The organism is Streptomyces formicae, assembly GCF_002556545.1.
GTDB lineage: Bacteria > Actinomycetota > Actinomycetes > Streptomycetales > Streptomycetaceae > Streptomyces > Streptomyces formicae_A.
The window spans coordinates 1,287,966-1,302,849 of the sequence record NZ_CP022685.1 but is presented as its reverse complement, the minus strand read 5'-3'; the positions used below and the strand labels follow the sequence as shown (position 1 = coordinate 1,302,849).

The following is a 14,884-nucleotide window of genomic DNA, read 5'->3' as shown; positions in this document are numbered from 1 at the left end:
CGGGCCGTCATGCCCACGCTGCCCCCAGACCCTGTCCCCTCCCTGCCCGAGTCCCTATCTGGTTCCCTACCCGATTCCCTCCCCGAGGCGTTCCGCGCCCAGGTCGCGCGCACGCCGCACGCCGTCGCGGTCCGCTCCCCCGAAGTCACCCTCACCTACCAGGAGTTGGACGACCTTTCGGACCGTCTCGCGCGGACGCTGCTGCGCACCGGGGTCGGCAACGAGACGCCGGTCGCCGTGCTCCAGGGGCACACGCCCCTCCTCGTGGCCTCTCTCCTCGCGATCCTCAAGGCCGGTTGCGCGTACGTGCCGTTGCACCCCGGCTACCCGGTCGACCGCATGCTCAAGGTGCTCTCCGAGAGCGGGGCCGGCCGTCTGCTCGTGGACTCCCGCTACCGGGGGTTCCTCGCCTCCGACAGCCTGTACGTCCTCGACGTGGAGTCGGACGACTGGCGGTCCGCACCCGCAGGCACTCCCGATACGCCACTCACCGGGGAGCAGTTGGCGTACGTGATGTACACGAGCGGCTCGACCGGCGAGCCCAAGGGCATCGAGGCGACCCACCGGAACGTCCTCGACCTGGCGCTCGACACGTGCTGGCACGGTGACGCCCACCGCAAGGTCCTGTTCCACGCGCCCTACGCCTTCGACATCTCCACCTACGAGGTGTGGGTGCCCCTGCTGTCGGGGGGCGAGATCGTCCTGCCGCCCGGCGGAGAGGCGGACGGCGGGCGCCTGCCTCAGCTGATCACGGAGTCCGGTGCCGACGCCGTCCATCTGACCGCGGGCCTCTTCCGCGTGATCGCGGAGGAGGCGCCTTCCTGTCTGAAGGGCGTCAAGGAGGTGCTGACCGGGGGCGATGTCGTCGCCGCCGATGCCGTCCGCCGCGTACTCGAAGCGTGTCCCGGCATCACGGTGCGGGTCCTTTACGGGCCCACCGAGGTCACCCTGTGCGCCCTGCAGCACGAGATACGCTCGCCCGCCGACATCGGGGAAGTCGTACCCCTGGGGCGGCCCTTGGACGGTACGGAAGTCCACGTACTGGATGCCGGTCTGCGGCCGGTGCCCGACGGCGGGACGGGCGAGCTGTGCGTCTCCGGGGCGGGCGTGGCACGCGGTTATGCGGGCCGCCCCGTCGAAACGGCCGCGGCGTTCGTGCAGGACCCGTTCGGTCCGCCGGGCACCCGGATGTACCGCACGGGCGACCTGGCGCGCCGGGAGGCGGACGGCCGGATCGTGTTCGCCGGGCGCGCCGACGACCAGGTGAAAGTACGCGGCTTCCGGGTCGAACTCGGTGAGATCGAAGCCGCTCTGGCGTCCCACCCCGATGTTACGGACTGCGTCGTCGTGGCCCTCGACGGATCCGGCGACAAGCGCCTCGTCGCCTACGTGGTCACCCCGGGCGGCGCCGCGCTGCCCCCGGGCGCCGTACGTGCGCATCTGGCGACTTCGCTGCCCGACTACATGATTCCCGCGGACGTCGTCCCCATCGACCGGCTGCCCCTGACGCCCAATGGCAAGATCGATCGCGGGCGGCTGCCCGAGGCCCGCGCCCGGTCCACCGACGCGGACGCTTCCGTCTCTCCCACCGGCCGTCTGATCAGTGAACTCGTTGCCCAAGTGCTCGGCCTGGAGAACGTGGGTGCGCACGAGGACTTCTTCGATCTCGGCGGCACGTCCCTCCTCGCCATCCAACTCCTCACCCGCATCCGTGCGGTGTTCGGCCTCGACCTCGAACTGTCCGCGATGTTCGCCGGGCCCACGGCCGACGGCCTCGCCCGGCGCGTCGACGCGCACGCCGACGACGGAGGCCGCGAGAGCCCCGGCACCCTCCTGCCCATCCGTCCGGGCGGAACGCGTGCCCCGCTGTTCTGCGTGCATCCGGGCTTCGGTCTCAGCTGGTGCTACTTCGCCCTCTCCCGCCACCTGGGAGTGGACCAGCCGATCTACGGATTCCAGGCGCGCGGGACGTCCGACCCGGTCGCGCTGCCGACCAGCGTCCGGGACATGGCCGCCGACTACGTGCGCCTGCTGCGCGCCGCGAGGCCCGTCGGCCCCTACCGTCTGCTCGGCTGGTCCTTCGGCGCCGTCGTGGCCCAGGAGATGGCCGTCCAGCTGCAAGAGCTCGGCGCGGAGGTCGAGTTCCTCGCCCTGCTGGACGGCTACCCGCCGCAGGACCGGGGGCCGTACGCGGGGGACGAACAGGAGATCGTCCGGAGCCTGTTGGCCGATCTGGGCGTCGACGTCGGCGACCTGCCGGACGGGGACGTCTCGCCCGAGGCCTTCGCCGGGCTCCTGCGCGAAGCCGACAGCGGCGGCGTACTGGGCGGGAACGACCCCGGGGCGCTGCTACGGGTCTTCGGCAACAACCAACGGCTCGTACGCGAGCACACGCCCCGCGCCTTCGACGGCCGGATGCTGTTCTTCACCGCCGCGCAGAGCTGGCCGGACGACGGCGCGGCGGCCCGGTTCCGGTCCTGGCTGCCGCACGCGCGGCAAGGCATCGACCACCACCGCGTGGACTGTCTGCACAAGGACATGCTGCGTCCGCTGCCGCTGCGGCGGATCGCGGAGGTCATCCGGGAACACACCGCGCACCCCTCCGACTCCCACACCCCATCCATGTCTGGAGCATCCTGATGACCTCACCGGAGCACGAGACCTTCGACGTCGTGGTGGTGGGCGGTGGGCCCGCGGGATCCACGGTCGCCACACTGGTCGCGAACCAGGGACACCGCGTCCTGCTCATCGACAAGGAGACGTTCCCCCGCTATCAGATCGGCGAGTCCCTGCTGCCCTCGACGATCCACGGGATCTGCGCGCTCCTTGGAGTCTCCGAGGAGATAGCCGACGCCGGGTTCATGCGGAAGCACGGCGGCACCTTCCGCTGGGGCGCGAACCCGGAGCCGTGGTCCTTCTCGTTCGCCGTCTCTCCGCGCATCGCGGGACCCACGTCCCACGCGTACCAGGTCGAGCGGATGAAGTTCGACGAGATCCTCCTCAACAACGCCCGCAGGAAGGGCGTCGAGGTCCGGGAAGGCTGCTCGGCCGTCGAGGTCATCGACGGGGGACAGCGCGTCGAGGGCCTGGTGTACACGGAGAGGGACGGCACGCGCCGTGTGGTGCGCTCCGCCTTCGTCGTCGACGCGTCCGGCAACAAGAGCCGCATCCACCAGGGTGTCGGCGGTTCGCGCACCTACTCGGACTTCTTCCAGAACATCGCCCTCTTCGGCTACTTCACCGGTGGCGACCGGCTGCCCGAACCGAGCGCGGGCAACATCTTCTGTGCCGCGTTCGACGAGGGCTGGTTCTGGTACATCCCGCTCAGCGACCAACTCACCAGCGTGGGAGCGGTGGTGAACCGCGACGCGGCCGCGGAGGTCCAGGGCGACCCCCGGCAGGCGTTGACCCGGCTCGTCGACAAGTGCGAACCGATCCGCGACCTGCTGAAGAACGCGACTCCGGCGACCGAGGGACCGTACGACCAGGTGCGCGTCCGCAAGGACTACTCGTACCTCAACACCCGTTTCTGGCGCGAGGGCATGGTGCTCGTCGGCGACGCCGCGTGCTTCGTCGACCCGGTCTTCTCCTCGGGCGTCCACCTCGCCACGTACAGCGCGATGCTGGCAGCCCGGTCGATCAACACCGTCCTTGACGGCCTCGTCGACGAAGAGCGCGCCTTCCAGGAGTACGAGGCCCGCTACCGGCGCGAGTACGGGCTCTTCTACGAGTTCCTCATGTCGTTCTACGACATGAACGCGGACGACGCGTCGTACTACTGGCAGGCCAAGAAGGTGACCCGGTGCGCCGACTCCGAACTCGAGTCGTTCGTCGGGCTCGTCGGAGGTGTCGCCTCCGGCGAGAGCTCAGTCCTCGGCGCCGGATCGGTGCGGGGGAAGGTGGCCGCCGCGTCGGAGGAGCTCGCGCGCTCCGCGGCCGCGGTCGGCGCGGCCGATTCCGAGGACGACGCGACGCCGCTGTTCCAGTCGTCGATCGTCTCGGAAGTGATGCGCGAAGGCTCCCGGACCCAGGCGCAGGCGCTGTTCGGTGAAGCGCTCGGCGACACCGCCCCGATGTTCCCGGGCGGCCTGGTGCCCACGGCCGACGGAGCGCGCTGGGTCGTACCCGAAAGGGTCGTACCCGAAAGGTGAGACGCCCCCTGTCAGGGGTCAGGGGCCAGAGATCGGGGGCCGGTGTCCGCACCGGCCCCCGACCACGTGCGGGCCCCCGCCCACCAGCTCCTGTCCGAACCAGTACGAGCCAGTAGAGGAACCAGCAAAGGGAGTAGGAGTCTCCATCGTGGCTTTCGACACATCCGGTCGCTCGCCGGGGCAGCGGTACCGCAGAGCGGCCGCCGTCGCCTGGGCCGTGGTCGTTCCCCTGGCTCTCATCGGCTTCCTCGCCGTACACGTCATGTCCGACGGGGCCAAGGAGCCCCTCTCGCAGGCCGGTTCGCCCCACCGGGAGAGCCCCACGGGCCACTTCCTGCTCGCGGCCGCCACGGTTCTGGTGGCATGCCGCATTGGAGGGAGCCTCATGCGCCGACTCCGGCAGCCCGCCGTCATGGGGGAGATCTGCGCCGGTCTGGCTCTGGGGCCCGCACTCCTTGGGCAGGTCTCTCCCGAGGCCGCGCACTGGCTGTTTCCCGCCTCCTCGCTGCCCCTCCTCGACGGCCTCGCCCAACTCGGCCTGGTCCTCTTCATGTTCGGGGTGGGACAGGAACTCGCCCACGTTCGGATGCGGGGCACACTCACCCGGGCCGTCCTGGTGACCCACGCGTCGTTGCTGATCCCCTTCGCCGGGGGCACCGCTGCGGCCGTGGCCCTCCTGGCGACGGACTCCGGCACCGGCGGCGTCCGCCCTGTCGTCTTCGTCCTGTTCGTGGGCTGCGCACTCAGCATCACCGCCTTCCCCGTGCTCGCCCGGATCCTCGCCGACCTGGGCCGCATGCGGACGGAGCCGGGCCGACTCAGCCTCTTCGCTGCGGCGGTCGGCGACGGGGTCGGCTGGCTGGTGCTCGCCGCCCTACTCGCCGGGGCCAGGGGCGGTGCCACGCCGGGCGGCCTCCTCTTCGACGCACTCGGCACCCTGGCCCTCGTAGCACTCTTCCTGGGCCCTGTACGCCGTCTGCTCAGGCGCCTTCCGGCCCTCAACGACGGGCGCACCGCGGACATCGGCACGACCACCGGGCTCGTCGCCGGGATCGCCGCGACGTCCGCGCTCACCGCCGCGCTCGGGGTGCACCAGCTGATCGGCGCCATGCTGGCAGGGCTCGTCTGGCCCGTGCGCCGTCGACCTGCCGACCAGGTCGCCCGGCGTCTTGCGCGTTCGGCGGCGTCGACGCTGCTGCCGTTCTTCTTCTTCTTCGAGTTCGGCCTGCACACGGACCTGAGCACGCTGCGCTGGGACGGGCGGACGGTCCTGACCCTTCTCGGCCTGACCTGTCTGGCCACGGTCACCAAGGTCGTCGGGCCCGCGGTGACAGCACGCCTGACCGGGATGTCATGGCGCTCCGCCTACACGCTGGGGGTCCTGCTGAACGCCCGCGGCCTGACCGAACTCGTCGTCCTTCAGGTCGGCTACCAGGCGGGCATCATCGACGAGCGCCTCCTCGGCATCCTCACCCTGGTCGCTCTCATCACCACGGCGATGACGAGTGTCCTGCTGCACTGCGGCCGAGCGGCCTCGCAGCACGGACCGCGCGAGCTCCGCGACCAGCAAGACCGACTAGACCAGCAAGACCAGCGCGATTCGGTCGGCGACGAGGGCATGCGCACCGGCCAGCCCGTCTGACGGCGGACCACACGCGGCGAGCGGCCCGGTGCACAGTGCACCGGGCCGCTCGCCGCGTGTGGTCCGCAGCTCACTTGTCCAACGTGATGCGGTACGTCTCCTTCGGAGTCTGGATGTCGTTGCACGTCAGCTCGCCAGTTGCACCGCGGTAGGCGCCGGTGCCACCGGTGATGGCCATCCGCACCGTGTCGCTGCCCTTCACCCACAGGGACTGCGCCGTGATCTGCCCCTTCGGTAGCTGTACCGAAAGCACGCAGTTGGTGGTGATGTCCGAGCCCACCAGCTCGGTCACCTGGCAGGAGCTGCCGTCCTTGCCGATCTGGTGGCCGCCCTGGGACAGCTTGTCGGCGTACACGAACTCGTCCCCGACGCTCAGACCGGGGGCGCCGACGTCGGTGTGCACGACCCCGTTGTTGCCCACGGCCAGGTTGATGACTTCCTGGGACGAGGCCTGCGCGGGAACGGTGAGAGCGGCGGATACGCCCACGGCAAGCACCCCGCTCGCGGCCATGCCGAATACGGCGCACGTCTTCTTCTTCAACACGCCTTTCTACCTCCTCAGTTGACCCACCGCGCTCGCCGCGATGCTGCTGTCTTCTCGTTCTCGTCCTTATTTCTGGTGCTGGTCGGCGAGTTCCCGGCCCTCGGTGAAGTCCTCGTCCCCGAGCCCTGCGGCGCGCCGCAGGGCGCCGGTCTCGATCAGGGCGGTCACGGCCTCGATGTCCTGGTCGAGGCGGCGGTCGCGCGTGACGAAGTCGCTGTGCTCCCTGATCAGCGCGTGCACCGCGCGGACGACGGGCGACGCCTTCTCTGCGCCGCGCAGCTCGACGGCCTGGGCGAGGGCGAGCAGATGGATGGCCGCTACTTCGCGCACCAGGCCGTTGACGGTGCGCGCGTCACGGGCCGAGATGGTGCCCATGCTGACGATGTCCTGGTTGTGCGCCTCCGTGGAGCGCGAGAACACCGAGACAGGACCCGTCTGTTTGAGGGCCTCGGCGGTGACGGCCGAAGCCGCTATCTGCATGCCCTTGAAGCCGTGGTGCAGCCCCGCCTCGGGGTCGTCCGGGCTGCGTGCGGCGATCAGGTTGGGTGGCAGTCCCTCGTTGAACTTCTCGTCCACGACGAGTGCGAGCTGCCGGTCGAGCAGGTTGGCAAGGCCCGCCACCGCGGTCTTCAGACTGTCCATGGACTGCCCGACGTGGCCCGCGTAGAAGTTCCCACCGAGATGGAGCCCGGACTCGTCGACGTCGAACAGGGGGTTGTCGGTGGCGGAGTTGATCTCGGTGCCGAGCCATTGCTCCGTCCAGTCGAGCGTGTCACGGGCGATGCCGATGATCTGCGGGGCGCAGCGCACCGAGTACTTGTCCTGGATCCGCTCGTTCAGCTGGAGGTAGTCGCGGCCTGCCAGCCTTTCGCGGCGCACCAGGATGTCGTCGAAGGACGTGGCGAGGCGCGACCCCGCGAGCAGTGCCCTGACGGCCCTGGCGGACTGGACCTGGCCCTGGTGCGGCTTGTTCTCGTGGACGAAGGGATGCAGTGCGGACGCGTTGCCGTGCAGCGCCTCCAGCGTCATGGCCGTCGCGAGTTCGGCGACGAAGACGAGTTCCCTCGCGTCCGCGGCGGCGAGGACCGCGTACCCGGCCGCGAAGGAGGTTCCGTTGATCAGCGCGATGCCCTCCTTGGGTGCGAGCCGCAGCGGCTCGATGCCCTCGTCGTGCAGGGCCGCGAGCGCCGGGCGCACGGTGCCGCGGTGCAGGACCTGGCCTTCACCGATCAGCTCCGCGGCCAGGTAGCACAGCGGCACCAGATCACCGCTCGCGCCGACCGACCCGCGTTCGGGGATCAACGGCAGGATGTCCCGGCTCAGGCAGTGCAGGAGGGTCGTCACCGCCTGCGGCCGGATCGCCGAGACGCCCTTGGCCAGCGAGTTGGCCCTGATGAGCATCGTGGCCCTGGCGACCTCGGGCACGGCCTTCGGCCCCACCCCGTTGAGGTGGTAGAGCACCAGGTTGCGCTGGAGTTCGTGTGCCTTGTCCGGCGAGATCTGCCGTACGCAGCTGTCTCCGAAGCCCGTCGTCACGGCATAGATGGGGACTTCCTGAGCCAGCAGCGTCTCCTTGAGTTCCACGGAGGCGTGCATCTGCTTGACGGCCGCGGGAGTGAGTGTCACCCGGGTGTCGCGGCCGGGTCGGCGCGCGGCCGCGGCGACCGCGCGCGGCGAGAGGCCGGTCCCGTCGAGTTCGAGGTGTGGGGCCGCGGACATGGTTAGTAGACGCCTTCGATCATCTTCTGGCCGTCGACCTCGGCGACCGGATGGATGTTGCGCAGGGAGTCCCCGGCGCCCGTGGGGCTGGGGACCCGCGTGGCCAGGTCGCGTTCGAGGCTGTTGGGCACGAGGCCGTACTTGGTGAGGTAGTTCATGACGACGGTTCCCTCCGACCCGAACTCGACCGGCAGGCCGGAGGCGGGGTCGACCACGCGGTAGATGACGAAGGGGGCGTACGAGTCGAAGACCGTGTCTCCCGTGTCGCCCGTGTCGCCCGTGCTTTCCGGGGCGGTGCGCTGCACCGTGCCGCTGAGGACGGAGGTGCTGCCGTACGACCCCCGGAACCGCGTCTTGGGGAAGAGCTCCGTGGACAGGTAGTCGAGGGTGTCGGGGTCCATGTGCGCTCCCGTCCAGATCACCAGGCGCACCTTCTCCTGGATCAGGGCGCGGGACGAGGCCCGTTCGGCGAGCCGGGCGAGGAGCGGGGGCGTCGTGATCAGGAAGGCGATGTCCTGGGACTGCAGGACCAGTTCGGTCTGGTCGACGAGGTGGTCGACGTAGGCGCCGGCGCCCGCGGTGTCACCGGCGGCGAGCAGCCGCTTCACCCAGCGCGGATCCAGATCGATGGAGAACCGGATGCCGCCCCTGGCCTCCGCGATCCGCTTCGAGTACTCGCCGAGCATGTGGGGGCCGCTGGGCGCGACGGCGAGGGCGTGCCCCGTACCGTCGTCGGGGTACTGGGAGTTCTCCCACGCCATGTACTGGTCGAACCAGTTCTCGAACATCACGAAGCGCTTGGGCGCCCCGGTGGTGCCACCGCTCTCGTACACGGCGAAGACCTTCTCCGTGGCGTCGAGGCCGCGGGGGATCAGGTCCTCGACCGGCACGTCCCGGAGTTCGTCCACCAGGTTGGGGAACTTCAGCAGGTCGTCGACGCACCGCACGTCCTCGACGGGGTCGAAGCCCAGCTGGTGGCGGCGGTCCAGCCAGTACCGGGAGCCCGTGGCCGGTTCGAAGTGCCAGCGCATCATGGCGCGGACGTGCGCGTCGGCCTGTTCGCGGGCGTTCATCGCGTGTCACCGTGCTTTCTTGTTCGGGGGAGTGAGGGCGAGGAGGGGGTGGGCGGAGCCGACGGTGTTCTCAAACGCCGTGGTACGAGCCGCCGTTGATCTGGAGGATCTGCGAGGTGACATAGCCACCGGCCGGTGAGCAGAGGTAGAAGCCGAGTTCGGCGACCTCGGCCGGATCCCCGGCGCGGCGAAGAGCGGTCTGCCGGACGAGCATGGTCTCCCGCGCGGCGGAGAGGCCGTCGCCGAAGAGGTCGGTGCCCGCGATGTATCCCGGCGCGATGACGTTCGCGCTGATGCCGCGCGGGCCCAGGCGCGTCGCGAGGGAGTGGACGTACGAGTGGAGGGCGGCCTTCGCGGCGCCGTATCCGCCCGTTCCCCGGGAGCCCCGGTAGGCGGCGATGGAGCTGTAGAGCACGATGCTGCCGCCGTCGGCCATGTGGGGGAGCAGGCCCTCCACGGCGATGACGGAGGTCAGGACGTTCGCCTCGTATGCCTCCTGCCATTCCGTCAGGACCGTTCGTACGTCCTTTCCTTCGGCCTCGTCCTCGGACCTCGGGACCGAACCGGCGCAGCACACCACGCTGTTGACGGGCAGTCCGATCGACCTGATGTGGTTCTGGAGGGTCTGAGCCGACTCGGCGTCGGACATGTCGAGGGCGAGCGGTTCGAGGTCCGCGCCGGGGACGCTCGACGCGATCTCCTCGGCCGCTCGCGTGAGGCGGTCCCGCCCCCTGGCGATCAACAGCACCTTGTCGGTGTTCTCGGCGAACCGCTTCGCCGAGGCCTTGCCGATACCGGCGCTCGCACCGGTCACCACGATCAACCTGGGCACAGTCGAATTTCCTTTGACGAGCTAACGAGCTAACGAGCTGACGGGGCGGCGGATCAGAGCGCCGCCAAAAGCGCCTTTCGATCCGGCTTTCCGGCGGACGTCCTCGGTACGTCCGCCAATTCCACGACCCTCGACGGGCTCGGGAAATCCCGGAGAGCCGCTCTGATGTCCGCGACGCCCACTTCCTTGCCGGGGCAGGACCAGAAGACCGCGTATCCCTCTCCGGCGATCGAATCGTCGGGCAGGGGCACCGCGACGCATTCCGCCTGCGGCAGGAGGGCGTTCAACCGCTCGTCGACCCTGGCGAGATGCACCCTGATTCCGTTCACCTTGATCAGGGAGCTGTCGCGCCCGATGAGGCGGAAAGCACGGGGTCCGGTGAATTCCACCAGGTCGCCGGTGGCCCACTGGTCGGGCGGCCGCGTCCCGTGCTCCGGGCGGGCCAGGCGCGGGCCACGGACCACGAGGTCCTCCGCCCGTCCCGCCGGTGCGTCGGCGGGACGGACGAAGTCCACGTCGGGGAAGGCCCGCCACGGGTCGGCGGCCCTGCCCCCGGGAGTCAGGGGCCTGTGGCCGATGCCCCCGGTCTCGGTCGACCCCAGGATCTCGTGGGCCCGGAGCAGCGGGGCGGCTCGGCGGACGAGGTCCTGGGCGGCGCGCGGCGGGGCCGCGGAGCTGTGCAGGGCGACGATCGAGCGCGCGCGCTCCAGCGCGGGCCAGGCGCGGCGCAGCAGCTCCCAGGCCATCGGGACGCAGACGACGAGGACCCGTTCACCGGGGGAGACCGACGGGGGCTCGTACGGATCGGCCCACGCCTGTTGGACGGGCACCCGCGCCATGCGCGGCAGCCACTGTCCGAACAGGGCGCCGAACAGGTGGTGCGGCGGCGCGTAGCTGACGACGCGGTCGACCGGGCCGACGAGGTGCGTGCCGATCAGCTCCACCTCGCGCTCCATCTGGTGCGGGAGCCGGAACCAGCGACGCGCGGCACCCGTGCTGCCGGAGGTGTCCAGGGGGATCTCCTCGCGGCCATCGGCCAGGGCCTGCGCCGTGCGAGCCTCCGTCGCCGTCATGCCGCCTGGTCCTCGACGCGTTCGCGCACGTACTCGGATGTCCGCACGAGCGTGCTGAACCAGTAGCGCACGTCGTCGCCGACGAAGTCGACCTCGAAGTCGAACTCGCTCTCGACGGCGGTGACGTATTCGAGGGCCGCCAGGCTGTCGAACCCCGGCAGGGCGTCGGACAGGTCGGCGTCCGGGGCCAGCGAGAGGACGGTGTCGCCGAAGCGCTTCTCGAGGAGGGCAAGGACGCGGGTGCTGATCTCGGTCTGGTCAGCTGTGTGCATGGCGGGAACCTTTCTCTTGGCTGTGGCCGGTCTCTTGGCTGTGGCCGGCCGGTAGCGGGCGGCCGTTCGTCATCGACCCCGATTCCAGGTAGAGCACCCGGTCGGGTTGGGTGGCTTCGAACCGGACCATCAAGTGGGCGGTGTCCGCGGCGAGGCCGAGGGCCTCTTTGATCTCCTCGGCGAGTTCCGCCCGGTAGGTGTGGTCGCGTTCGGGATGGATGTGGCACACGACGGACGCCCATCGGGCGCGCCTGTCCTCACCCGTGCCGTCCTCGAACTTCGTCAGCGGCATCCCGCCCGCGAAGTACGTCATGGGCTCCGCGGCACGGAAGGAGACCACGGCGTGTGCGGGGTCCGAACCGTGCGCGGCCAGCCAACGGGTGAGGCGGATGGCGGCCTTGAGCCGCGTTGAGGGGGTCAGCGGGGTGCTGGTCACTTCGACGGTCGGCAAGACTCCGTGCCTTTCGTGCGTGTCTTTCAGGAGAGGGCCAGCGGCGGCAGCGCGTGCTGAGCGGGCGAGAGGCGCAGCTCAAGGCGCCGCCCCAGACAGTCGGCGAGCGGCCCGCCGCTCGTGGCCATGAGGGGGGTCCAGGCGAACCCGGCGTCCGCGGTGCGCACGCTGTCCAGGAACTTCGTGAGGTGGCCGGTGTCCCATTCGAGGCCGAAGGTGTCCGCCGCCACCACGGCTTCGTAGGTGCTCAGGAGGTCGGGGACGCGGTTGCCCTCGTTCGCGAATCCCCCGCCGCGGACCCGGTGCCGGGCGAGCACGTCGCCGACGCGGGCGCCGTCGGACCCGTCGGACCCGTCGGACCGGTGCAGCGCCCTGAGCGCCTGCAGGGTGGCGCGCAGCGTGGGCCTGCCGCCGGGCACGTTGGCGTACTGCCCTGGCGCCGTCTCGCAGGTGGCCACGTACGCGGCGATGCCCCGCAGGGAGGCGGCGGCGGGGCTCCCGCCGGTCCGGTGGAGGATCTCAGCGGCCGCGCTCGTCGACACCATGTCCGACGCGCGGCCCTCCCAGTAGCCGAAGCCGCCGTCGGGGTTCTGGATGGAGGAGGCGAGCCAGTCCGCGATCCTGGCGCGGCCCTGTGCGTCGTCCTGGAACGCCCCCGCCGACAGGGCCCAGAGCGTGCACCGCACCTCACTGCCCCGACCGGGCATATACATGACGCCGTGCTCGTTCGGCATCACGCACCCCTCCACCCACCGCAGGGCGTCGCGTTCCCCGCCGCCCGAGAAGTGCCCGGCCAGCAGGTGGGCGGAGGTGGTGAGCACGTCCGACGCGAGGCCGGGCGTGCGGTAGGTGAATCCGCCCTGGCCGGTGCGGAAGGACAACACCGCTTCGACCACCGGGTCGGCGATGTCCGCCAGGCCCGCGCCCAACTCCCGCAGTGCGCCCACCCCGCAGAACGCGGCCCACACGTCCGGCACGGGGTAGCCGGGCCACCGGGTGAACGACCCGCCGGGAAGGAGCCGGTCCCGGATCCAGGCGACGCAGCCCTCGGCGTCCCGCGGGTTCTCGTCCAGGCGCCGCAACGCGCTGACGGCCCGGAACGTCGCCCACAGGCAGTCCGTCCCGTCGCCCGCCTGGAAGGTGAAACCACCGGCCGCGCTCTGCCGGTCCCTGAGCCAGCCCGTGAGCCGCTCGCGGTCCCACGGCAGCGGACCCTGCCCACCGGTGGCCGTGCTCCAGGCGGTGATGGCGTAGTAGCAGGCCCGAGCGTCGGAGGCGCCGTCCTTCGCGTGGGCCGGGCTCCAGGCCAGACCGCCGTCCTCGGCCTGCAGCGCCGCCAGCCAGTCGAACAGCGCCTCAGGGGGCCGCTCACCACAGATCTCCACCAGGGTGCGTACGGCGTAGTAGGTGGCCCACACGTCCGACGACTGACCGGGCATCATCGCGAACCCGCCGTCCTCGTGCGCGGTTCCCCACACCCAGGCGGAACTCGGACTGCCGACCGCGCCGCGGCTGCCGTCCGGCAGATCGGCCATCGCCTGCGTGCAGTAGTACGTGGCCCAGGCGTCGGAGCTCATGCCCGCCGACCACGCGTAACCGCCGTCGGAGTTCTGGCGGGAGGCGAGGAAGCCGCCGACGGTCTCGGGGGATGGCAGGTCACCGGTGCGCTCGAGCCAGCTGAGGGTCCGCACGGCCGCGTAGGTGCACCACAGGTCGGAATCGCCGGATACGACACCGGACGAGCCCTGCCGCATGTCGTACGTCATGCGGGCACCACCTCGTCGACGACGCGGAAGTTGGAGCGCTTCCAGCTCTTCTGGGAGCCGCCGCTCTTCGTCGTCACCGGCAGCCGGTTGACGAAACGGACCTCGTCCCAGCGGAAGCCGAGCCGTTCGCCCGTGCGCCGCTGGACGAGGTCGTTCTTCGCGGGCTCGGCCTCCCGGTCGGTGCTCGGGTCCCGTTCGAGGAGCAGCCTGGCCCAGGTGCCGCCCTGGTCGACCTCGATCAGGTAGCCCATGACGTCACTGTTCGCGTAGACGACGCCTTCGAGGTCGCGGGTGCGCACACGGCTGCCCTTGATCTCGGTTCCGTCGCTTCCCCGGCCGTGGACCGTCACCACCGGGGCTTTGTCGCCGCAGGGACAGCCGTCCGTCAGGGACACCTCGTCGCCCATGTCGAGACGGAGCAGAGGGCGGGCGTCGTTGTTGAGCGGGGTGACGACGAGCCTGCCGTCGCGCCCCGGCTCCGCGGGCACGATGCCGTCGTCGTTCGCGATCTCGAAGTAGTTGGCTCCGCGCAGCAGGTGCAGCCTGTCCTGCGCGCAGCACGCGGCCAGGGTGCCGCTCTCCGTACTGCCGTAACTCGCGTCGTAGGCGCGCGCGTTCCACCACTGCCCGGCCATGGCGCGCAGTTCGGGGGTGCTCACCTCGCCGAGCAGCATGAGGAGTTCGACGGACTGGCTCAGCCGGTCGAGGAGGCCGCGCCTCTTCATGACCTGGGAGAATTCGAGGAGCACACCGGGCGCGACGAAGAGGACGGTCGGCCGGAACACCTCCCACAGGCCGATGATGCGGTCCCAGTCGGAGATCCCGGTGGTGTACGGGTATGCCTTGGCGTGCGGTACTCCCAGGAACTCGCAGACGCCGACCATCAGGTCGGCCACCGGCACGATGTCCGATGGCAGCAGGATCAGCGCGCGGTGTCCGCCGTCAGCGAGCATCGGGCGCCATGCCTCGGCGACGGACACGGTGTTGGCGATCATGTCCTGGGCCGTGCGCGGCGTGGGCGTGGGGGCCCCCGTCGTCCCTGTCGTCTGGTAGTACTTCAGACCCGCGTCGACCGGCACCCGCAGGAAGTCGAGGGGCCGGGCCTTGAGGTCGTCCTTGGACGTCGCGGGCAGGTCCTGGAACGCCTGCGTCGAGAACGTGCCGAGCGAGGCGTAGGCCGACGTCTGCCCCGCGCGGTGCCACACCTCGGCCAGCTTCGACGTGTCGTTCCACGCGTCGTCCACGGTGTAAGAGGTCTCGTCGGAACAGGCCGCGCCGCGGTGAGCGGTCACTTCCCGCTGTATCCGTTCCATGAACTCGAGGTCACTCTTGGAGTTGATCTTCACTTGCCACTCCTTGCG

General features: G+C 70.5%; 12 protein-coding genes. 3 read left to right on the top strand and 9 right to left on the bottom strand.

Annotation, left to right across the window (positions count from 1 at the left end; genetic code table 11):
• Positions 1-9: 9 nt before the first annotated feature.
• The 3 genes from KY5_RS05240 to KY5_RS05230 all read left to right on the top strand — a co-directional run bounded on the left by KY5_RS05240 (position 10) and on the right by KY5_RS05230 (position 5,793).
• Entirely contained in the window at positions 10-2,640 is a 2,631-nt protein-coding gene (locus tag KY5_RS05240) for a non-ribosomal peptide synthetase (protein WP_098241099.1), read from the top strand.
• Positions 2,640-4,151: a tryptophan 7-halogenase gene (locus KY5_RS05235; protein ID WP_098241098.1), complete on the top strand. Its 1,512-nt coding sequence runs from the start codon at positions 2,640-2,642 to the stop codon at positions 4,149-4,151. The genes KY5_RS05240 and KY5_RS05235 overlap by 1 nt, the downstream gene beginning before the upstream one ends.
• A 148-nt stretch (positions 4,152-4,299) precedes the next feature.
• Entirely contained in the window at positions 4,300-5,793 is a 1,494-nt protein-coding gene (locus KY5_RS05230) for a cation:proton antiporter (RefSeq protein ID WP_098241097.1), read from the top strand.
• A 70-nt stretch (positions 5,794-5,863) separates the two neighbouring features.
• Here the strand turns inward: KY5_RS05230 and KY5_RS05225 are convergent, their stop codons facing one another.
• From KY5_RS05225 to KY5_RS05185, 9 genes are all read right to left on the bottom strand, one after another.
• A complete protein-coding gene (locus tag KY5_RS05225) occupies positions 5,864-6,337 on the bottom strand; it encodes an allene oxide cyclase barrel-like domain-containing protein (RefSeq protein ID WP_098241096.1) in 474 nt (157 codons plus the stop codon).
• 66 nt (positions 6,338-6,403) lie between these two features.
• On the bottom strand, positions 6,404-8,056 hold the full coding sequence (locus KY5_RS05220; RefSeq protein ID WP_098241095.1) for an aromatic amino acid ammonia-lyase: 1,653 nt from the start codon (positions 8,054-8,056) through the stop codon (positions 6,404-6,406).
• 2 nt (positions 8,057-8,058) lie between these two features.
• Positions 8,059-9,129, bottom strand: a complete 1,071-nt coding sequence (locus KY5_RS05215) for an AMP-binding protein (RefSeq protein WP_098241094.1) — start codon at positions 9,127-9,129, stop codon at positions 8,059-8,061.
• 70 nt (positions 9,130-9,199) lie between these two features.
• Positions 9,200-9,961: an SDR family NAD(P)-dependent oxidoreductase gene (locus KY5_RS05210; RefSeq protein ID WP_098241093.1), complete on the bottom strand. Its 762-nt coding sequence runs from the start codon at positions 9,959-9,961 to the stop codon at positions 9,200-9,202.
• Between the two features lie 53 nt (positions 9,962-10,014).
• The gene (locus KY5_RS05205; RefSeq protein ID WP_098241092.1) at positions 10,015-11,034 is read right to left on the bottom strand and encodes a long-chain fatty acid--CoA ligase; all 1,020 of its coding nucleotides are present in this window, start codon (positions 11,032-11,034) and stop codon (positions 10,015-10,017) included.
• On the bottom strand, positions 11,031-11,306 hold the full coding sequence (locus KY5_RS05200; RefSeq protein ID WP_098241091.1) for an acyl carrier protein: 276 nt from the start codon (positions 11,304-11,306) through the stop codon (positions 11,031-11,033). Before KY5_RS05200 ends, KY5_RS05205 begins: the two co-directional genes overlap by 4 nt.
• A complete protein-coding gene (locus KY5_RS05195) occupies positions 11,293-11,757 on the bottom strand; it encodes a hypothetical protein (protein ID WP_098241090.1) in 465 nt (154 codons plus the stop codon). Before KY5_RS05195 ends, KY5_RS05200 begins: the two co-directional genes overlap by 14 nt.
• Before the next feature lie 26 nt (positions 11,758-11,783).
• The gene (locus KY5_RS05190; RefSeq protein WP_098241089.1) at positions 11,784-13,523 is read right to left on the bottom strand and encodes a prenyltransferase/squalene oxidase repeat-containing protein; all 1,740 of its coding nucleotides are present in this window, start codon (positions 13,521-13,523) and stop codon (positions 11,784-11,786) included.
• Positions 13,520-14,869, bottom strand: a complete 1,350-nt coding sequence (locus KY5_RS05185; protein WP_098241088.1) for a phenylacetate--CoA ligase family protein — start codon at positions 14,867-14,869, stop codon at positions 13,520-13,522. Before KY5_RS05185 ends, KY5_RS05190 begins: the two co-directional genes overlap by 4 nt.
• Positions 14,870-14,884: the final 15 nt, after the last annotated feature.